Source organism: Bombella sp. ESL0380 (assembly GCF_009725805.1).
Classification (GTDB): Bacteria; Pseudomonadota; Alphaproteobacteria; order Acetobacterales; family Acetobacteraceae; genus Bombella; species Bombella apis.
In genome coordinates, this window is the sequence record NZ_WNIH01000004.1 from 204,755 (window position 1) to 219,106 (window position 14,352).

At 53.1% G+C, this 14,352-nt stretch carries 16 protein-coding genes and 2 tRNA genes; 2 read left to right on the forward strand and 16 right to left on the reverse strand.

Features of this window, described 5'->3' with window-relative positions; all coding sequences use genetic code 11:
- Positions 1 to 91: 91 nt before the first annotated feature.
- On the forward strand, positions 92 to 1,408 hold the full coding sequence (locus tag GM608_RS05600; protein WP_249109583.1) for a DUF2130 domain-containing protein: 1,317 nt from the start codon (positions 92 to 94) through the stop codon (positions 1,406 to 1,408).
- 105 nt (positions 1,409 to 1,513) lie between these two features.
- Positions 1,514 to 1,603, forward strand: a tRNA-Ser gene (locus GM608_RS05605).
- Positions 1,604 to 1,763: 160 nt separating this feature from the next.
- Here GM608_RS05605 and GM608_RS05610 read toward each other — a convergent pair.
- The 16 genes from GM608_RS05610 to GM608_RS05680 all read right to left on the reverse strand — a co-directional run bounded on the left by GM608_RS05610 (position 1,764) and on the right by GM608_RS05680 (position 14,305).
- A complete protein-coding gene (locus GM608_RS05610; protein ID WP_154980849.1) occupies positions 1,764 to 2,087 on the reverse strand; it encodes a type II toxin-antitoxin system PemK/MazF family toxin in 324 nt (107 codons plus the stop codon).
- Positions 2,084 to 2,308: an antitoxin MazE family protein gene (locus tag GM608_RS05615; RefSeq protein ID WP_086431498.1), complete on the reverse strand. Its 225-nt coding sequence runs from the start codon at positions 2,306 to 2,308 to the stop codon at positions 2,084 to 2,086. The genes GM608_RS05610 and GM608_RS05615 overlap by 4 nt, the downstream gene beginning before the upstream one ends.
- Before the next feature lie 689 nt (positions 2,309 to 2,997).
- Positions 2,998 to 4,323, reverse strand: coding sequence for a virulence-associated E family protein (locus GM608_RS05620; protein ID WP_333645178.1), 1,326 nt, complete (start codon positions 4,321 to 4,323; stop codon positions 2,998 to 3,000).
- Positions 4,323 to 5,030: a toprim domain-containing protein gene (locus tag GM608_RS05625; RefSeq protein ID WP_333645179.1), complete on the reverse strand. Its 708-nt coding sequence runs from the start codon at positions 5,028 to 5,030 to the stop codon at positions 4,323 to 4,325. The genes GM608_RS05620 and GM608_RS05625 overlap by 1 nt, the downstream gene beginning before the upstream one ends.
- Entirely contained in the window at positions 5,023 to 5,268 is a 246-nt protein-coding gene (locus tag GM608_RS05630) for a hypothetical protein (protein ID WP_249090437.1), read from the reverse strand. Before GM608_RS05630 ends, GM608_RS05625 begins: the two co-directional genes overlap by 8 nt.
- Positions 5,269 to 5,492: 224 nt before the next feature.
- A complete protein-coding gene (locus GM608_RS08905) occupies positions 5,493 to 5,699 on the reverse strand; it encodes a helix-turn-helix domain-containing protein (protein ID WP_086441779.1) in 207 nt (68 codons plus the stop codon).
- A 79-nt stretch (positions 5,700 to 5,778) separates the two neighbouring features.
- The gene (locus GM608_RS05635; protein WP_333645180.1) at positions 5,779 to 6,666 is read right to left on the reverse strand and encodes a hypothetical protein; all 888 of its coding nucleotides are present in this window, start codon (positions 6,664 to 6,666) and stop codon (positions 5,779 to 5,781) included.
- On the reverse strand, positions 6,663 to 7,892 hold the full coding sequence (locus GM608_RS05640) for a phage integrase central domain-containing protein (protein ID WP_333645181.1): 1,230 nt from the start codon (positions 7,890 to 7,892) through the stop codon (positions 6,663 to 6,665). The genes GM608_RS05635 and GM608_RS05640 overlap by 4 nt, the downstream gene beginning before the upstream one ends.
- Before the next feature lie 379 nt (positions 7,893 to 8,271).
- Entirely contained in the window at positions 8,272 to 8,535 is a 264-nt protein-coding gene (locus GM608_RS05645) for a hypothetical protein (protein WP_043559760.1), read from the reverse strand.
- 155 nt (positions 8,536 to 8,690) lie between these two features.
- Positions 8,691 to 9,173, reverse strand: a complete 483-nt coding sequence (locus tag GM608_RS05650; RefSeq protein ID WP_081563274.1) for a 4-fold beta flower protein — start codon at positions 9,171 to 9,173, stop codon at positions 8,691 to 8,693.
- A 116-nt stretch (positions 9,174 to 9,289) separates the two neighbouring features.
- A complete protein-coding gene (locus GM608_RS05655) occupies positions 9,290 to 9,847 on the reverse strand; it encodes a thioredoxin domain-containing protein (protein ID WP_333645182.1) in 558 nt (185 codons plus the stop codon).
- 117 nt (positions 9,848 to 9,964) lie between these two features.
- On the reverse strand, positions 9,965 to 11,275 hold the full coding sequence (locus tag GM608_RS05660; RefSeq protein WP_052349022.1) for a DEAD/DEAH box helicase: 1,311 nt from the start codon (positions 11,273 to 11,275) through the stop codon (positions 9,965 to 9,967).
- A 223-nt stretch (positions 11,276 to 11,498) separates the two neighbouring features.
- Complete coding sequence (gene metW, locus GM608_RS05665; RefSeq protein WP_333645183.1) at positions 11,499 to 12,149, reverse strand: methionine biosynthesis protein MetW; 651 nt, start codon at positions 12,147 to 12,149, stop codon at positions 11,499 to 11,501.
- Complete coding sequence (locus tag GM608_RS05670; RefSeq protein ID WP_333645184.1) at positions 12,139 to 13,302, reverse strand: homoserine O-acetyltransferase; 1,164 nt, start codon at positions 13,300 to 13,302, stop codon at positions 12,139 to 12,141. Before GM608_RS05670 ends, metW begins: the two co-directional genes overlap by 11 nt.
- 104 nt (positions 13,303 to 13,406) lie before the next feature.
- The gene (locus GM608_RS05675) at positions 13,407 to 13,871 is read right to left on the reverse strand and encodes a hypothetical protein (RefSeq protein ID WP_043559754.1); all 465 of its coding nucleotides are present in this window, start codon (positions 13,869 to 13,871) and stop codon (positions 13,407 to 13,409) included.
- Between the two features lie 357 nt (positions 13,872 to 14,228).
- Positions 14,229 to 14,305 (reverse strand) — tRNA-Met (locus GM608_RS05680).
- Positions 14,306 to 14,352 lie beyond the last annotated feature (47 nt).

Here is a 14,352-nt window from a genome sequence, read left to right on the forward strand (position 1 = left end):
ACTCCGTAATGAGCCGGCCTGCTTCCCTTCTCTCCAACTATCAGAAAACTGTCTCCCAACTACCTTCCACAATCCTGAAAGAGTTTCCATCATGGCCACACACGACATCACCTGCCCCCACTGCCATAAATCATTTTCACTCGACAATGCAGGCTATGCCGACATCGTCAAACAGGTGCGGGACAAGGAGTTTGCCCGGCAGGTACAGGAAAAACTGGAAGCGGCGGCACGGGAAGAGCAGCTTGCCGCAGAACGGGTCAAATTTGCCCATGAGCAGGAAATGCATCAGGCCCTCCATGCCCGTGATGCTGAAATACAGGCCCTGAAAAGTCAGATTGAACGACACGAAACGGACCAGCAGACGGCCACCCGCCTCGCCGAAGCTGAAAGGAAAGCCCAGCTGCAGGAAGCCGTGCAGGCCAGGGAGACGGAGATCCATCAGCTTCAGGCCCGACTGGCTGCCGGTACGGCGGAAAAGGAACTGGCCGTCACGAAAGCGGTTGAGGCTGTCCAGAAGGAGCGGGACACCCTGCAAAACACACTGAAAGAGATGGAGCTGAAAAATACTCTCGCCGCCTCCCAGCTGAAGGAGCATTACGAACTTCAGCTGAAGGACCGTGATGACCACATCGAACGGCTGAAAGACATGAAGGCCCGCCTCTCTACCAAGATGGTCGGTGAGACGCTGGAGCAGCATTGCGAGGTGGAGTTCAACCGGGCACGGGCGATGGCTTTCCCACGGGCCTATTTCGAGAAGGACAATGACGCCCGCTCCGGCAGCAAGGGGGACTACATCTTCCGGGATGCGGATGAAGGCGGAACGGAAATCATCTCCATCATGTTCGAGATGAAGAACGAGGCTGACAGCACCGCCACCAAAAAGAAGAATGAAGACTTCCTGAAAGAACTGGACAAGGACCGCACGGAGAAGAAATGCGAATATGCCGTGCTTGTCTCCCTGCTGGAACCCGAGAGCGAACTGTACAATACGGGCATCGTGGACGTGTCCCACCGCTACCCGAAGATGTACGTCATCCGCCCGCAGTTCTTCCTTCAGATCATCTCCCTGCTCCGCAATGCCTCCACCAATGCGCTGACCTACAAGCGGGAGCTGGAACTGACACGCCAGCAGAATATCGACGTGACCAACTTTGAGGAGAAGCTGGAGACGTTCAAGACCGGCTTCGCCCGCAACTATGACCTCGCACACAAACAGTTCAACACAGCCGTTGAAGAGATAGACAAATCCATCTCCCATCTTCAGAAGATCAAGGACAATCTCCTGAAGTCAGACAACAACCTGCGTCTGGCCAACGACAAGGCGCAGGACGTCACGATCAAGCGGCTCACACGGGGGAATGCGACCATGAAGGCGAAATTCGCAACACTGAGAGAAGATGGAGAGTAATGTCTGGCCCCATCCTTTTGAAACGGGCGCAGCTTCACAGCTTGACGCCCAACGGGTGAATCAGTATCAGGGGCCGTGCCTGCCTTCTCCATGGGAAGGCAGAACGGATGGGTGTCCGAGCGGTTTAAGGAACTGGTCTTGAAAACCAGCGTGCGTGGAAGCGTACCGTGGGTTCGAATCCCACCCCATCCGCCATAAGCACCTCAAAAAATGGCAGTTTCCTGCGCCTTTTGGGGTAAACCTCTTTTCCAGTCCTTACTTTAGACCATACTTCATGCAAACGCATGACAGTTTCCGATTCTGTCCCTGAAGCGTAACCGCCTCCCACATGTGAGAGCACCACGCGGGGAATGCCCTAAGCCATTCCCAGAAATACAGCCAACAGACGCGTAATCTCCACCATCTGATAATCATGAAGCCGCCCAAACGCAGGGCCTACTTTCCCGCGCTGTATGGTCGATGGCTTATCAATCATGATGCTGGACATCTTCTTCAGACCATTAACGCCATCTGGCTCTACTGTCAGCCGCAACAAGGGGGCGTCCAGTATGGTGCTTGTTACGGGCAAAATAACGACACTGGCCGTCTCATGGTAGCTGTCTGCCTGAATAATTAGAGCTGGACGAGGCTTGCCAAGGTCTCCCTGCAAGGCAACCGTGACCAGATCGCCCCGCCTCATTCCCAGCCCTCAATCTGGGCAGCGGCTAGCTCAGAGAAAGCCAGATCATCGCCCTGCTTTTCATCGCAAGCCCGTATCAACCGCGCTTGTCGCGATGCTTCGCGGGTGAAATCAGGACGCCTTGTATCAGGCACCCAAAGTTGAACAGGGCGCATACCGGCCCGCTTCATCACTTCCCGATGCTTGCGGACACGTTCATGACTTCTGGTTGTCGATGCCATAGCTTCCTCCCGTTACATGTAACAATAGAGGGGAAAGACCGCCTTTTACAAGGCCGTGAATCTATCCGCTTATCTGGACAGAATGGACACGTCCACACACGCGCAAGACCAGCCCGCCTTTTGATTGTTGATGATTTTTTATCAAGTGGCAGTGCCTACATCCGACAAAACCAACAGGCTCATGCACGCCTTAGAGCCGGGCATCACATACTTAAGTGAACAGTACGTGCGCGCACGCGCCTGCAATAAAACAGTAAGAAAGGCAAGACCTAAAATAGGACGGTTAGGGCCTTAAAACTGGAAACCAAACTGAAACACTATCAAAACGCCCTTAATATATCTTTGTTTGAATCTAATTCAGAGAGGTTAGGCCAGTTGGGCCAGACAGAAAAAAAGGCAGTTTCCTGCTGGCTGTAGCCCTGTCCCAACGTTGGGCCATAGTTGGGCCAACGATATGCAAATATTAAAAGGTTAGACCAGTTAGGCCAATGTTAGGCCAGCTATAAGCCAGCTTTCTCTAGGGCTGTCCTAACTGGCCTAACCGGCCTAACCTTTTTAGGTAAAATATATAAAAAAATAATCAGTTACAGAAAATTAATATTAAGGCAGCATAATAAATGCACAAAAAAAAAGGACAGAACGAAGGATCGCCCTGCCCTTTAGCGGCTTGGAAGATGTGATGCTATCTTTCAGCCCGTAACCATATGGTTGAATTGCCAGACATAGAAGCGTCCTTTGCCTGTCCGTTGCCGCTGTTTCTCACCCCCTAAATTACGCAGGATATTAGAAACTCTCATTTCCATTGCACGGGTCATAGGCAACGAAAGCGCTCTGATGATGCTGGCTACAGTACAGCCTCCCTTACCGTCTGCATCGGGCAGGGTATCGCCCTCGATGAGGTTAATGACAGATTCTTCCAGAATGTCGCTGACCATGCTTTCCCGTCTGATTTGTTCAATTTCTTCTTTCAGGTATGAGGGCTCACAAGTCTCAAAGGCGGGGTCATAACAAAAAAGCTGGTAAGCCTCTGCCCAAAGCTGGTCCCTGTTTTCTGCCAGCCAGCCAAAGTCAAGGCAGTGTGAGCCTACGTTAATGGGCATGAAGCGGCGGTTACCCGTACCGTCTGTCAGAAACTCTTGCTCATTGGTCGTGCCAATAAAGACGCATCGGCGCGGATAAGTCTGCAATGTACGCCCATAGCTAGGACGATACTTATCTACCATAGCACTCAGAAAGGCTTTGATAGCCTCATTCTCTGAACGCCTTAGAGACGTTAATTCCGATAGCTCTACCCCCCAAACGCCTTGCAGTTCCTGCTTGGCGTCCTTGTCTGCCAGATTGGCGGGCAAGCCTTCTTTGTTCCACTCTCCAAAGAGAATGGCAGAGAAAGTGCTTTTCCCGTTTCCCTGTCCGCCTATCAGAACGGGCAGCCAGTCGAACTTGTAGGGCTTATGCCCTGTAGCCAGAGCCCGGCCAATGGCTGCCACCATCCAGCGCCTGCCAATCTCTTGCAGGTAAGCTGTATTCTCCAAAGAGAAAGAACGCGCCCATAAGCTGGAAAGACGTTCTGTGCCATCCCACTGCAAGCCCTCCAGATAAGCCCTGATGGGGTTATAGGTGTGATGGTTGGCACTCACCATCACAAGGGCTTCCAGCGTGTCCTTGTTGGCTTTCAGGCCAAAGCGGCGCATCCATGCACCGAGTAGCTGGACATGGTACTTTTCTAGCAGGATGGGGAAACTGCCCGCATGAGCAACCGGCAAGGAAACAGATGAGAGCTGTGGCAGCTCTTTGGTGATGACGTATTGCAGTGTCAGTTCATTAAAGCGAAAGACACCCTGTAAGTCTGGATGACGGTTTATGGTGTGCTCTAGGGCCTGTTCGTTTGTCAGCTCCCTGTTGGCAACTTTGCGCATGAGCTCTGCCATAAAGCTATCATCTGGAAGGTATCCACCGCTTAGAGCCTCTTCGACTATGGCACCGGCCTGCACTAAATCATCAGGCAAATCAGCCATTATGCCGCCCTCCCTGTTACGTGCTTCTGTTCAGGGACTGGCAGGGCATCGGCAATATCCCACCCTTTAGGAAAATAATCAGGCCACCGGATGATCTGGACTGTCAGTGCCCCTGCTTGCCTGGCTAACTCTGCCACGGCATGAGCGTAAGCCTGCCCGGCGATGTCATTGTCAGGGGCTATCAGTACCTCTCTGCCTGCCAGCGGGCTCCAATCGCTTTTGTGTGCCCCTTCTGCCCCACCGGATGATGTTGTCACAGCATAGCCCTGCCAGCTTGCCGCAAGAGCGGCTTTATTGGCGGCTTTCTCTCCCTCAACCACCAAAACAGGCGCATCCGCTTTTCCCAACAGGTCAGGGAGATTGTACAGCATCCGTGGCGGTGGCGGTGCCCGAAAATGCCAGCGTGGCAGGTCTTCCCCTTCTAGTTTGCCATATGTCAGCCAGCCAAACTGCTTGCGGGCATTGGGGGGATCGTAGCGGAAGGTGGCAAAGCCTGTTAGGCCGTCACCATCATCATAGCAATAAAACCCCGTAACAGGCGCCTGTTTATACGTCCTAGGATGCGGTATAGCTGCACTATGCTCTAAAGACACCGGAACAGGCGTAAAGTGCATGGGCGGCTTTCTATGAGCGTCTAAACAACTGCCACCCACTAACCGGTGGCCGCGTTTTTCTTCATCAGTGAGTGGACGGAATATGTCAGTCATGACCTGACACCTCCATCCCCATCATCCGGGCAAGATTGCGTGCCCCTTCCAGCTTACTGCCTCCAGAGAGAGCGGCGGCTAGATCAATCAGATCACCTTTCCATCCTGTGGCAAAGTCTGCCCCAACACCCTTGCGGATGTTGAACTTGAAGGAACCGACATGCCTGTCAGCCCGTAAGGGAGAAAGGGCTACATATTCGCCACTTTTGACATACCCGCCGGGCGCAAGCCGGGACAATATCGCTAGGGCATGAGCTGGCAGGGCAGTTCTTACCCCCTGAAACAGACTCTCATTTTTGTTTGCGCTAAGGTACGCTTGCCGTATATGCTTCCGCATAGGCACTTCCTTTTAAATCTTTGTATGGGTGCCCATTTGCCGAAACGATATTTACTTGGCGGTATAACTGTTCCGGCAAATAGAGCAAGAGGCCGCTGCTGGTTGGCTCTGGCAGCGGTTTCTTTTTATGACCTGTTATATTTTCCCCGTGTCTCCATCTTGGGGCAAGAAGCAAAGAAGTTCTTTGCATCCTCTAGGGAAATACGAGTTACACGGCCAATCTTGCGGGCCTCAATCTTCCCATCTGCAATCATGCGATACAGGGTAGCAGCGCTCACGCTGTACATTTCACAGAACTGCTTAGGGGAAAGATAGGAAGGTAACTGGTTCACTGGATTTCTCCTTATATTTCAATGGATCTCACGAAAGGGTTTGAAGAACTTTCCGATACGAAAAAAGGATAATCGCATTTCATGATGTATCCATTTTTTCTACACGGATGCTCTTTTTCCGTGGGCGGCCACGGCTACGTTTAGATTTTTCCAAGTAGTTTAGGTCATTCTTTATATCTCTAAGAATATTCAATCGGCTTTCGTGAAGCGTTTCCCACTTGTAGTTAATAATTATTTCTACATATTCCAAAGGAGTGTGTTCATGCACCTCAAAGAAATCCTTTGAATTATTCGGAATGACCCTTTCAGAAACCTCTTTTGATAATTGCTCTTCGATGAATCTTATATAATTTTCTTCCTGTTCAATTATCTTCTTATAATTATCTATCTGCTTCATATAATCGTTCTGTGCGCGTTTCCTTTCTGCCCGCTCATCCGATAAACGCGCTAACTTTCCATCCCAAAAATCATACACATCCACTCCCTGAGCTTTACAGATTGCATTGATGCTGGACACTGTAGAATTAAAAATATGTCTTCTATTATTTATTTTACTGGGAGCACCAATAGCCTTTTTAATATTATTATTAATATCATTATCGCAAATCATATTTCTACTATCATCAAACCAATCGTTAATCTGTTTTTTATAATACTTCACTCTTGAAATTGATTCTGAACCATCAGAACAGTGAATCCATTTTTTAAAATTATGCTTTTCCAGACCTAAACTTTTACCAAGAGTAGAACTAATTAAATAATTACTAACACCAGGAATGCCATATGCACCAGAAAATATTATATCCCTTATAATATCAGCCATTATGTTTAGTTCATCATAAGATATGCTTATTGAAACATCACCTTTAGATAAAACATTTATTTCAGACTCTTTCTCATAAGAGGAAAGTGACTTTACTATAGTATCATAGAATAATTTAAGAATATCTATTCTTGATATTGTCATAATGTCTTTCCTAGTCTTTCAGCCCACGCCTCCATCAATGCCCGGCGCTTAGCGAACATATCCCCCCGGCGATAGGCCCGCTCGACTGTACTACCTACCGTATGAGCAAGGGCTAGTTCTGCCGCTGTAGCGTCATACTCTGTTTCTTCTGCCACCCAATCCCGAAACGTGGACCGCATCCCGTGAACGGTCGCTTTCCTATCCCCTGTCAGGGGGTATGCAGCGTTCTTGAGAGCCTTACTTAAAGCCACGTCGGAAAGAGCCGCACCTTTGTTATTGGGGAAAACCAAAGCATCCATGCGCCCATCATAAAGAGGCTTAGCTAATTCCAGCACTGACATAGCCGCATGGGAAAGAGGCACACGGTGCTCCTTGCCAGCTTTCATACGGTGCGCCGGGATCGTCCATACGGCGTCCGTTAGGTTAATTTCCTGCCAGCGGGCCCCACGCACCTCTCCAGAACGGCAAACCGTAAAGGCACAGAAACGAACAGCCAGAGCGCCAACACTTCCCACGTGCTCAAGGTGTTTGATGGCCTGCCCCAATAGCTCAACTGTCAGGGCATAATGTGGCTGCTTGCGATCCCGTATCAGTTTAGCTGGTTCTGGCAGGATATGAGCAAGGGGGCCGTTCCATCGGGCCGGATTGTCACCTTCCCGCCAATGCAGGGCAGTCGCATAATCTAAGACCTGTTCTATGCGGTTACGGATACGCCGGGCCGTTTCTGTTTTGCTTTCCCAAATAGGAAGCAGAACGGCTAACACATCATTCTGTGAGATGGCCGCAACGGGCTTCTGACCTATAATTGGGAAGGCATATTGCTCTAGCGTGTTGAGAAATGCAGAAGGAGCTTTGGGGTCTCTCCATTTTACTTTTTGACGCTGAAGGTAAGCCTGCACGGCATAGGCAAATGTCTTACCTACCCGGCGCAAATGCTCTGCTTGTTCGCCTTGCCGTTCTTCCAGCGGGTCCACACCATCGGCAATGAGCTTCCGGGCATGAAAAGCCTTCTGCCTAGCTTCCCGCAAACTGCATATTTCAAATGAGCCGATGCCCATTTCTCTGATACGGCCTGTAGCCGGGCTTTTGTAACGAATGTTCCAGAAGCGATGCACAAGATCACCCTTCACCCGGATACGGATATACAGATTTCCACCATCGCTATGATTGCCTTCCGGTAGCGATTGAATGGTTTTGTCTGTCAGCTTGTATAAACGCCGGGCCATGTATCCTTAACATCCCATTCTCTGTCCTTACTTCATTCTTGCGCTATAGAGGGAAAAAATGAAAGAGGGAGAAAAAGAACATTCTCATAACTGGCTGTTTTCAGGGAGTTTTTTTAATTTAAGGAAAAAGAAAGGATCAGAGGTTAGGAGTTCACCCCATCCGCCATAAGGCAGACTTCTCACAAGATCATCTTTCAACGCCTGATGGAAACCGGTCCGTTGGGGCGTGTCTTTCGTGCTGACCTCCTCTTTGAGGCCGGTCAGGCAGGCACTACGGGGGCTCAGCCGGGGGCCTCGACTGCCCCTTGAAGGCATCAAAAAAAGCCTGCCCTCCCTCAGGGAATGGCAGGCCCGTGACAGTCTTCACGTATGGAACCAGTCAGCCCCGGTGATCGTGTTCGGCCCGTCTGCCCAGAGCCGTGATGTGGGAGGCTTCCAGCCCTTCGGGATTGTGGTGAGCCTTCCGGGCGATGTCACGTTCTGCGTCCGTGGCGTGCTCACCACTCTTCAGAACATGATCTGCCAGTCGGATGATCTCATCCTTTGTCAGCAGCTTCGGTGTATGGATGGCCTTGCGGGCCAGCTCATGCAGAGAGCTGCTGGCATGAGGTGCCTTGTGCTCATGAGATGCTGTTGTCGGCATGTTCCCAGCCTTTCATTATGAAGACCCTGCCGGGACAGGGTCTGTTATCCCCTGTTGGAGAGGGGCGTCACCGCCCCGTCTTCACGGTGAAAGTTTGCCAACCGGACAACAAGTGCACTTCATGCAGGGCTGGCCTGCTGATGGTGTGACACGGCTTACCGGGGCAGACGGTGCAGCAGGATCAGAGCACCCGTCGTCCGGTCTTCCCTGGAGAGCTGTTCCCCCAGACGATCCTTATCAATACTACCAACGGACGAACCATTACGGTCACGCAGGGTACCGTCCCTGTCGATACTCCCCACGTAAGACCCGTTCCGGTCCCGCACGGTTCCATCATCATCCAGACTGCCGACAGACGAGCCATTCCGGTCACGCACGGTTCCATCATCCTCCATACTGCCGAAAGACGCACCGTTCCGGTCACGGATGAGGCCATCCTGCTCAAGGCTGCCAATGGAAGAACCATTACGGTCCCGCAGGGTTCCGTCCCCGTCGATGCTCCCCACGTAAGACCCGTTCCGGTCCCGCACATCACTGATCTGCTGCACATGGCCGGAAAACATCTGCGCCCCGGCAGAACTCACCGGGCCAACAACCCCCAGCCATCCCATGACCAGCAAAATACCCACACGTTTCATTCCATGTCTCCCTGAACAGATCACCCGTTCCCCGTCATTACACTACGCCGCATGTGGCCCATGTTGCTGCCCCATGAAGACTGCGTAATGACCATACAGCCTCCGGCAGCCCCATCTCACTTCAGAAGGGCCACCCATTCCTCGACGGACTGCCCGCTCTGAAAACGGTCATCCACCTTTCCATCCAGCATGACAGTTGGTGAAACATGAATGCCGTGCTGCCGTGCGTAACGGGCATGGGCTTTCATGGCATCCGTCACGCCGGGAAGGCGAAAAGGCGCCGCCAGATTGAGACGGGTATGACCCTCAAGCCGGCTGATCAGATCGTCGGGCGTGGTCTGCATGTTCGGCCCTTCACAATGATGGGAAAACTCGAACTCTTCCCTGTGATCACCGATCGTCCGCACTGTCTGCCAGGCCGTATCCCGGCCATCAGGCAGGGTCGTCGCAGCAAGAATGCACCGGACCAGAATACCCGAAAACAGATGCCACGGCTGGGAATGAAGATGCACCTGAAGCGTCAGCCTGTCCTCCCCCACATGCTCCAGAAGCGGCATGAGCTTTCTGGAAGCACGCACACAGAAAGGACAGGTTGGTTCCAGAAAGACCTCAATCTTCCGGGCTCCATGGCCCCAGACCAGATCAACCGGCTTTCCTGTTTTTTCAACCATCATGACGTCTCCTTCTGCCGGACTGACGAATCTGCCCTGCACTTTATCCTGCACTCCATACAGAAACAGCCCCGCATGACACGGGGCTGTTTCTCATCTGGAACATGACTGACAGAAGAATCAGGAGGAACGCCGCCTTCTGGCTCCGGGGGCTGCCCGCCCACCAGCAGCAGGGCGGGAGGACGTCTGCGGCCGTGAGGAACGACCACGTCCACCGCCGCTACCGCCACGCCCTCCCCGGCCGCCACGTCCACCACCCAGCACAGGCGGTGGCAGGGTCGAGTTCTGGGCCTCTGTGGAATGGTATGGGTGATCCGTAATCACCGGCACGTTCTTGCCGATACGCTTCTCAATATCCCGCAACCAGGCACGCTGTTCGGCATCACAAAGGGACACGGCCCAGCCATCCCGACCAGCACGGGCCGTCCGACCGATACGGTGGACGTAGGCTTCCGGCACATTTGGCAGGTCATAATTGAAGACGTGAGAGACCTCATCCACATCAATGCCACGGGCGGCAATGTCCGTAGCGACCAGCACGCGGACACTGCCATCGCGGAAGCCCTGCATGGCACGCTCCCGGGCCCCCTGCGACTTGTTCCCATGAATGGCGGCTGCCGGGATCCCATTCTTGCTGAGATATTCCGCCACCTTGTTGGCTTCATGCTTCATCAGCGTAAAAACAACGGCCCGCACGACACGGTCATTATTGACCAGCATCATCAAGGCTTCTTTCTTCGCTGTGGAATCCACGAACAGGACAGCCTGCCGGATGCGATCCACCGTACTGGATTCCGGCGTGACCTGAACAGTTTCAGGGTCATTCAGCAGGGAATGGGCCAGCTCACGGATGGATGGCGGCATGGTCGCCGAGAACAGCAATGTCTGTCGCTTCTCCGGGAGACGGGCCACAATGCGACGGATGTCATGAACAAACCCCATGTCCAGCATGCGGTCTGCCTCATCCAGCACGACAATCTCCAGCGTGGAAAGATCAATATGCCCCTGCCCGACGAGGTCCAGCAGACGGCCGGGGGCCGCCACCATGACATCAACGCCACGCTTCATGGCTTCCACCTGCCGGTTCTGCCCCACGCCACCGAAGATCACCGCATGGGAGAATTTCATGTGCCGGGCATAGGCGGCAAAATTGTCGGCAATCTGCGCCACAAGCTCCCGCGTCGGGGCCAGCACCAGAACACGCGCACTACGGGGGGCCGCCTTGTGGGGATGTTCCAGAAGATAATGGAGGATGGGCAGAGCAAATGCTGCTGTTTTGCCCGTTCCTGTCTGCGCCAGACCGAGAAGATCCCGTCCCTCCATGAGATGGGGAATTGCCCCAGCCTGAATGGGGGTTGGCGTGGTGTAGCCCTCTCCGTCCAGCGCCTGCAAAATTGGGGCCGCCAGACCGAGCGCTTTGAAACTGCTCATGATTCTTCCTCAAAACCGGCGTTACTCCAGCACTCTGATCTGGCAACACCGCATAAAATAAACGCCTGAACCCCTCTTTCCTGAGGTGTTCCGCTCGTCTCGCCCAAAAATAGGACTCTATTTGTCTTATAACAAGAGGAAAAAGACGATGTCTTTTTATGACCTTATTTCGCAAAAAAGGCAGGCCACCTCTGTTTCCATAAAAAACAATGAAAACAGATCGTTAGGGCCTACAAACTGCCTTATAACGTCTCCGTGAATTCCATTTCTGTTCACTTTTGCGGCGAAGAAGAAACAGTCCCTGCTCCCCGAACAGATTGGCCAGATGGGGCGAACACCCTGCCAGATGGGACTGACGGTTTCCGTTCACGACCATCCACTGACAGACCTCGTACCCGTCTTCCTCACACAATGCAAAGAAATCATAGATCGTACAGGGATGGATGTTCGGCGTTTCATACCAAGGGGTAGGCCAGACGGATGTCATCGGCATCCGTCCCGTCCGCAACAGATGCCAGCGCAGCCGCCAATGTCCAAAATTGGGAAAAGAGACCAGCGCCAGCCGACCTATCCTCAGCATGTGCCTCAGGACATCCCGTGGACAGTCCACTGCCTGAAGCGTCCTTTGCAGAACGACGTAATCAAACGTTCCATCAGGATAATCAGCCAGCACCACATCGGCATCACCATGCATGACGGGCAGACCATGGGCTACCGACTGCGTGACCGCTTTCATGTCCAGCTCCAGCCCTTGGGCGTCGCAATTCTTCTCCCTGGACAGGTGGCCAATCAGGCTTCCGTCGCCACACCCGATATCCAGCACCCGGCTATGGGGGGCCACCATGGCGGCAATCAACTCCTGATCAAAGCGCATGATGATGGTCTCCCTCAGCCAGACCGGCCTGACGGGCCATTCCATTCAGAAACCCACGAACCGTTCTGTCAAAATCCGGCTCTTCCAGAAGAAACGCATCATGCCCCCGGTCACTGTCTATTTCTACGAAAGACACATGCCCTCCTGCCTGGGTGATGGCCCGAACCAGTGTCCGGGAACGGGATGTCGGAAACAGCCAGTCAGAACTGAAAGACACAACACAGAAACGGGTTTTCACGCCTCGGAACGCCTCCGAAAGACTGCCTCCATGCTCGCTGCCCAGATCGAAAAAATCCATGGCCCTCGAAATACTCAGATACGAATGGGCATCAAAGCGGCGCGTAAAGTTGGACCCTTGGTAGCGCAGGTAACTTTCCACCTGGAACATGCCCCCAAAAGGGAGGGCAGCCAGTGGATCATGGGGGGCCGGCATGGTGCCAGGACGGATTTCCCGCCCGAACTTCCTGGTCAGGGCTTCTTCCGAAAGATAGGTGATATGGCCAACCATTCTGGCCACGGCCAGACCACGGGCCGGGATGACGCCATGGGCCTGATAATCCCCCCCGTGCCAGTCTGGATCACCATAAATGGCCTGACGACTGACCTCGTTGAACGCAATGTTCTGGGCTGACTGAAACGGCGATGTTGCAATCGGCATGGCAGCAAAGACGCGATCTGGATAATCCGTGGCCCATGTCAATGTCTGCATCCCACCCATGGAGCCACCAATGACAGCAAAAAGCCTGTCAATGCCAAAATGGTCCACCAGCTTTACCTGAGCGGCCACAATATCGTGCATGGTGATTGGAGGAAAATCCTTCCCCCATGGCCGCTCTGTCCCGGCCCGTACCGTTGTGGGGCCGGTGGTCCCCATACAGCCACCCAGCACGTTGGCACAGATGACAAAGAAACGGTCCGTATCGATAGGCAAACCGGGACCGACCATACGGGACCACCAGCCCGGCTTCCCCGTAACGGGATGCGGGCTGGCCACATACTGGTCGCCGGTAAAAGCATGACATATGACGATGGCATTATCCCTTGTGGGAGAAAGCTCACCATATGTCTGATAGGCAATACCCAGCGGAGCGATCTTCTCCCCACACTGAAGGGTCATCCCCTCAGGGAAAGTGATAGACTGTACTTCCAACATCGGCTCCGGCTGTCTGTAACGAGAAACCCGTATAAAAACACTGCCATACTCATGGTTTCAAGACAGAATAAGCACGGAGCCCACGGCATCGTTCCGAAAACTGCTTATTCCGCTGCTTCCAGCATTTCCGGATAGTTATCCTGAGCCAAGGCCGGCATTGGCATCCTCTCGGCCACAGACTGCATCCTCTTGCGCACGGGGAGCCAGTACCCATAAGCAGCCAGAGCCTGCCCAAGATGCATCAGCGCTTCGCCCAGCTCAGAATGTAGAGTCTGCTCCTCCGGGGCATTCTGCATATCTGACAGAATGTTCAGAAGATGTTCCTCCGTGGCCGAATATTCCAAGGCTGCGGTTGCACAGACAGCATGAAGAAAAAGCGCCTTGAACCGCTCCTGAAGGCGCTCTGCCTCCTGCCCCAGGAGCCCAGACAGAGACATGGAGCGCCGCCAGCAGCTCGGCCCCAGCAGATACCGCAGGGCCCACAGGGCCGTCTGCTCCTCCCGCGCCAGTGTCTTCATGGAAGCGTCATGGATGGTGTCACGCCGTTCGGCAATCTGAATGATGTTCATGAGGCCTCTCCCTCTCTCTGCGAGTTGCTTCATGAATGACGTTAGATGAGAACTCTTCTCACTTTCAACAGAAAGATGCGACCTGAATCCCCTCTCTCCCGGCAAAAATACGTAAAGAGCTACAAAAACAGCCAGTTATTGACGTTATTAAAGTTTTCTATAAGCCAGAGAATCAGGTTTCAGAAACACAAGATGCTGTGGTTCTTTGCATCAACAGCACACAAGATATCGATTCTCACATGAGGATGGTCACATCCCCTCGTGGAGTCTGTTCCCTCTATTCATGACAGATGGTTGGGGAACGTGCGAACCCACGGGAGGACCATGGCTATGTGGCGGTATCTGATTTTGTGAGTATGGATGCGGGGGTAGGATTTGAACCTACGACCTTCAGGTTATGAGCCTGACGAGCTACCGGGCTGCTCCACCCCGCGTTGGTGGGTGGTTTTTATGGGGGTGGGTGAGCGAGGGGACCTGGCGG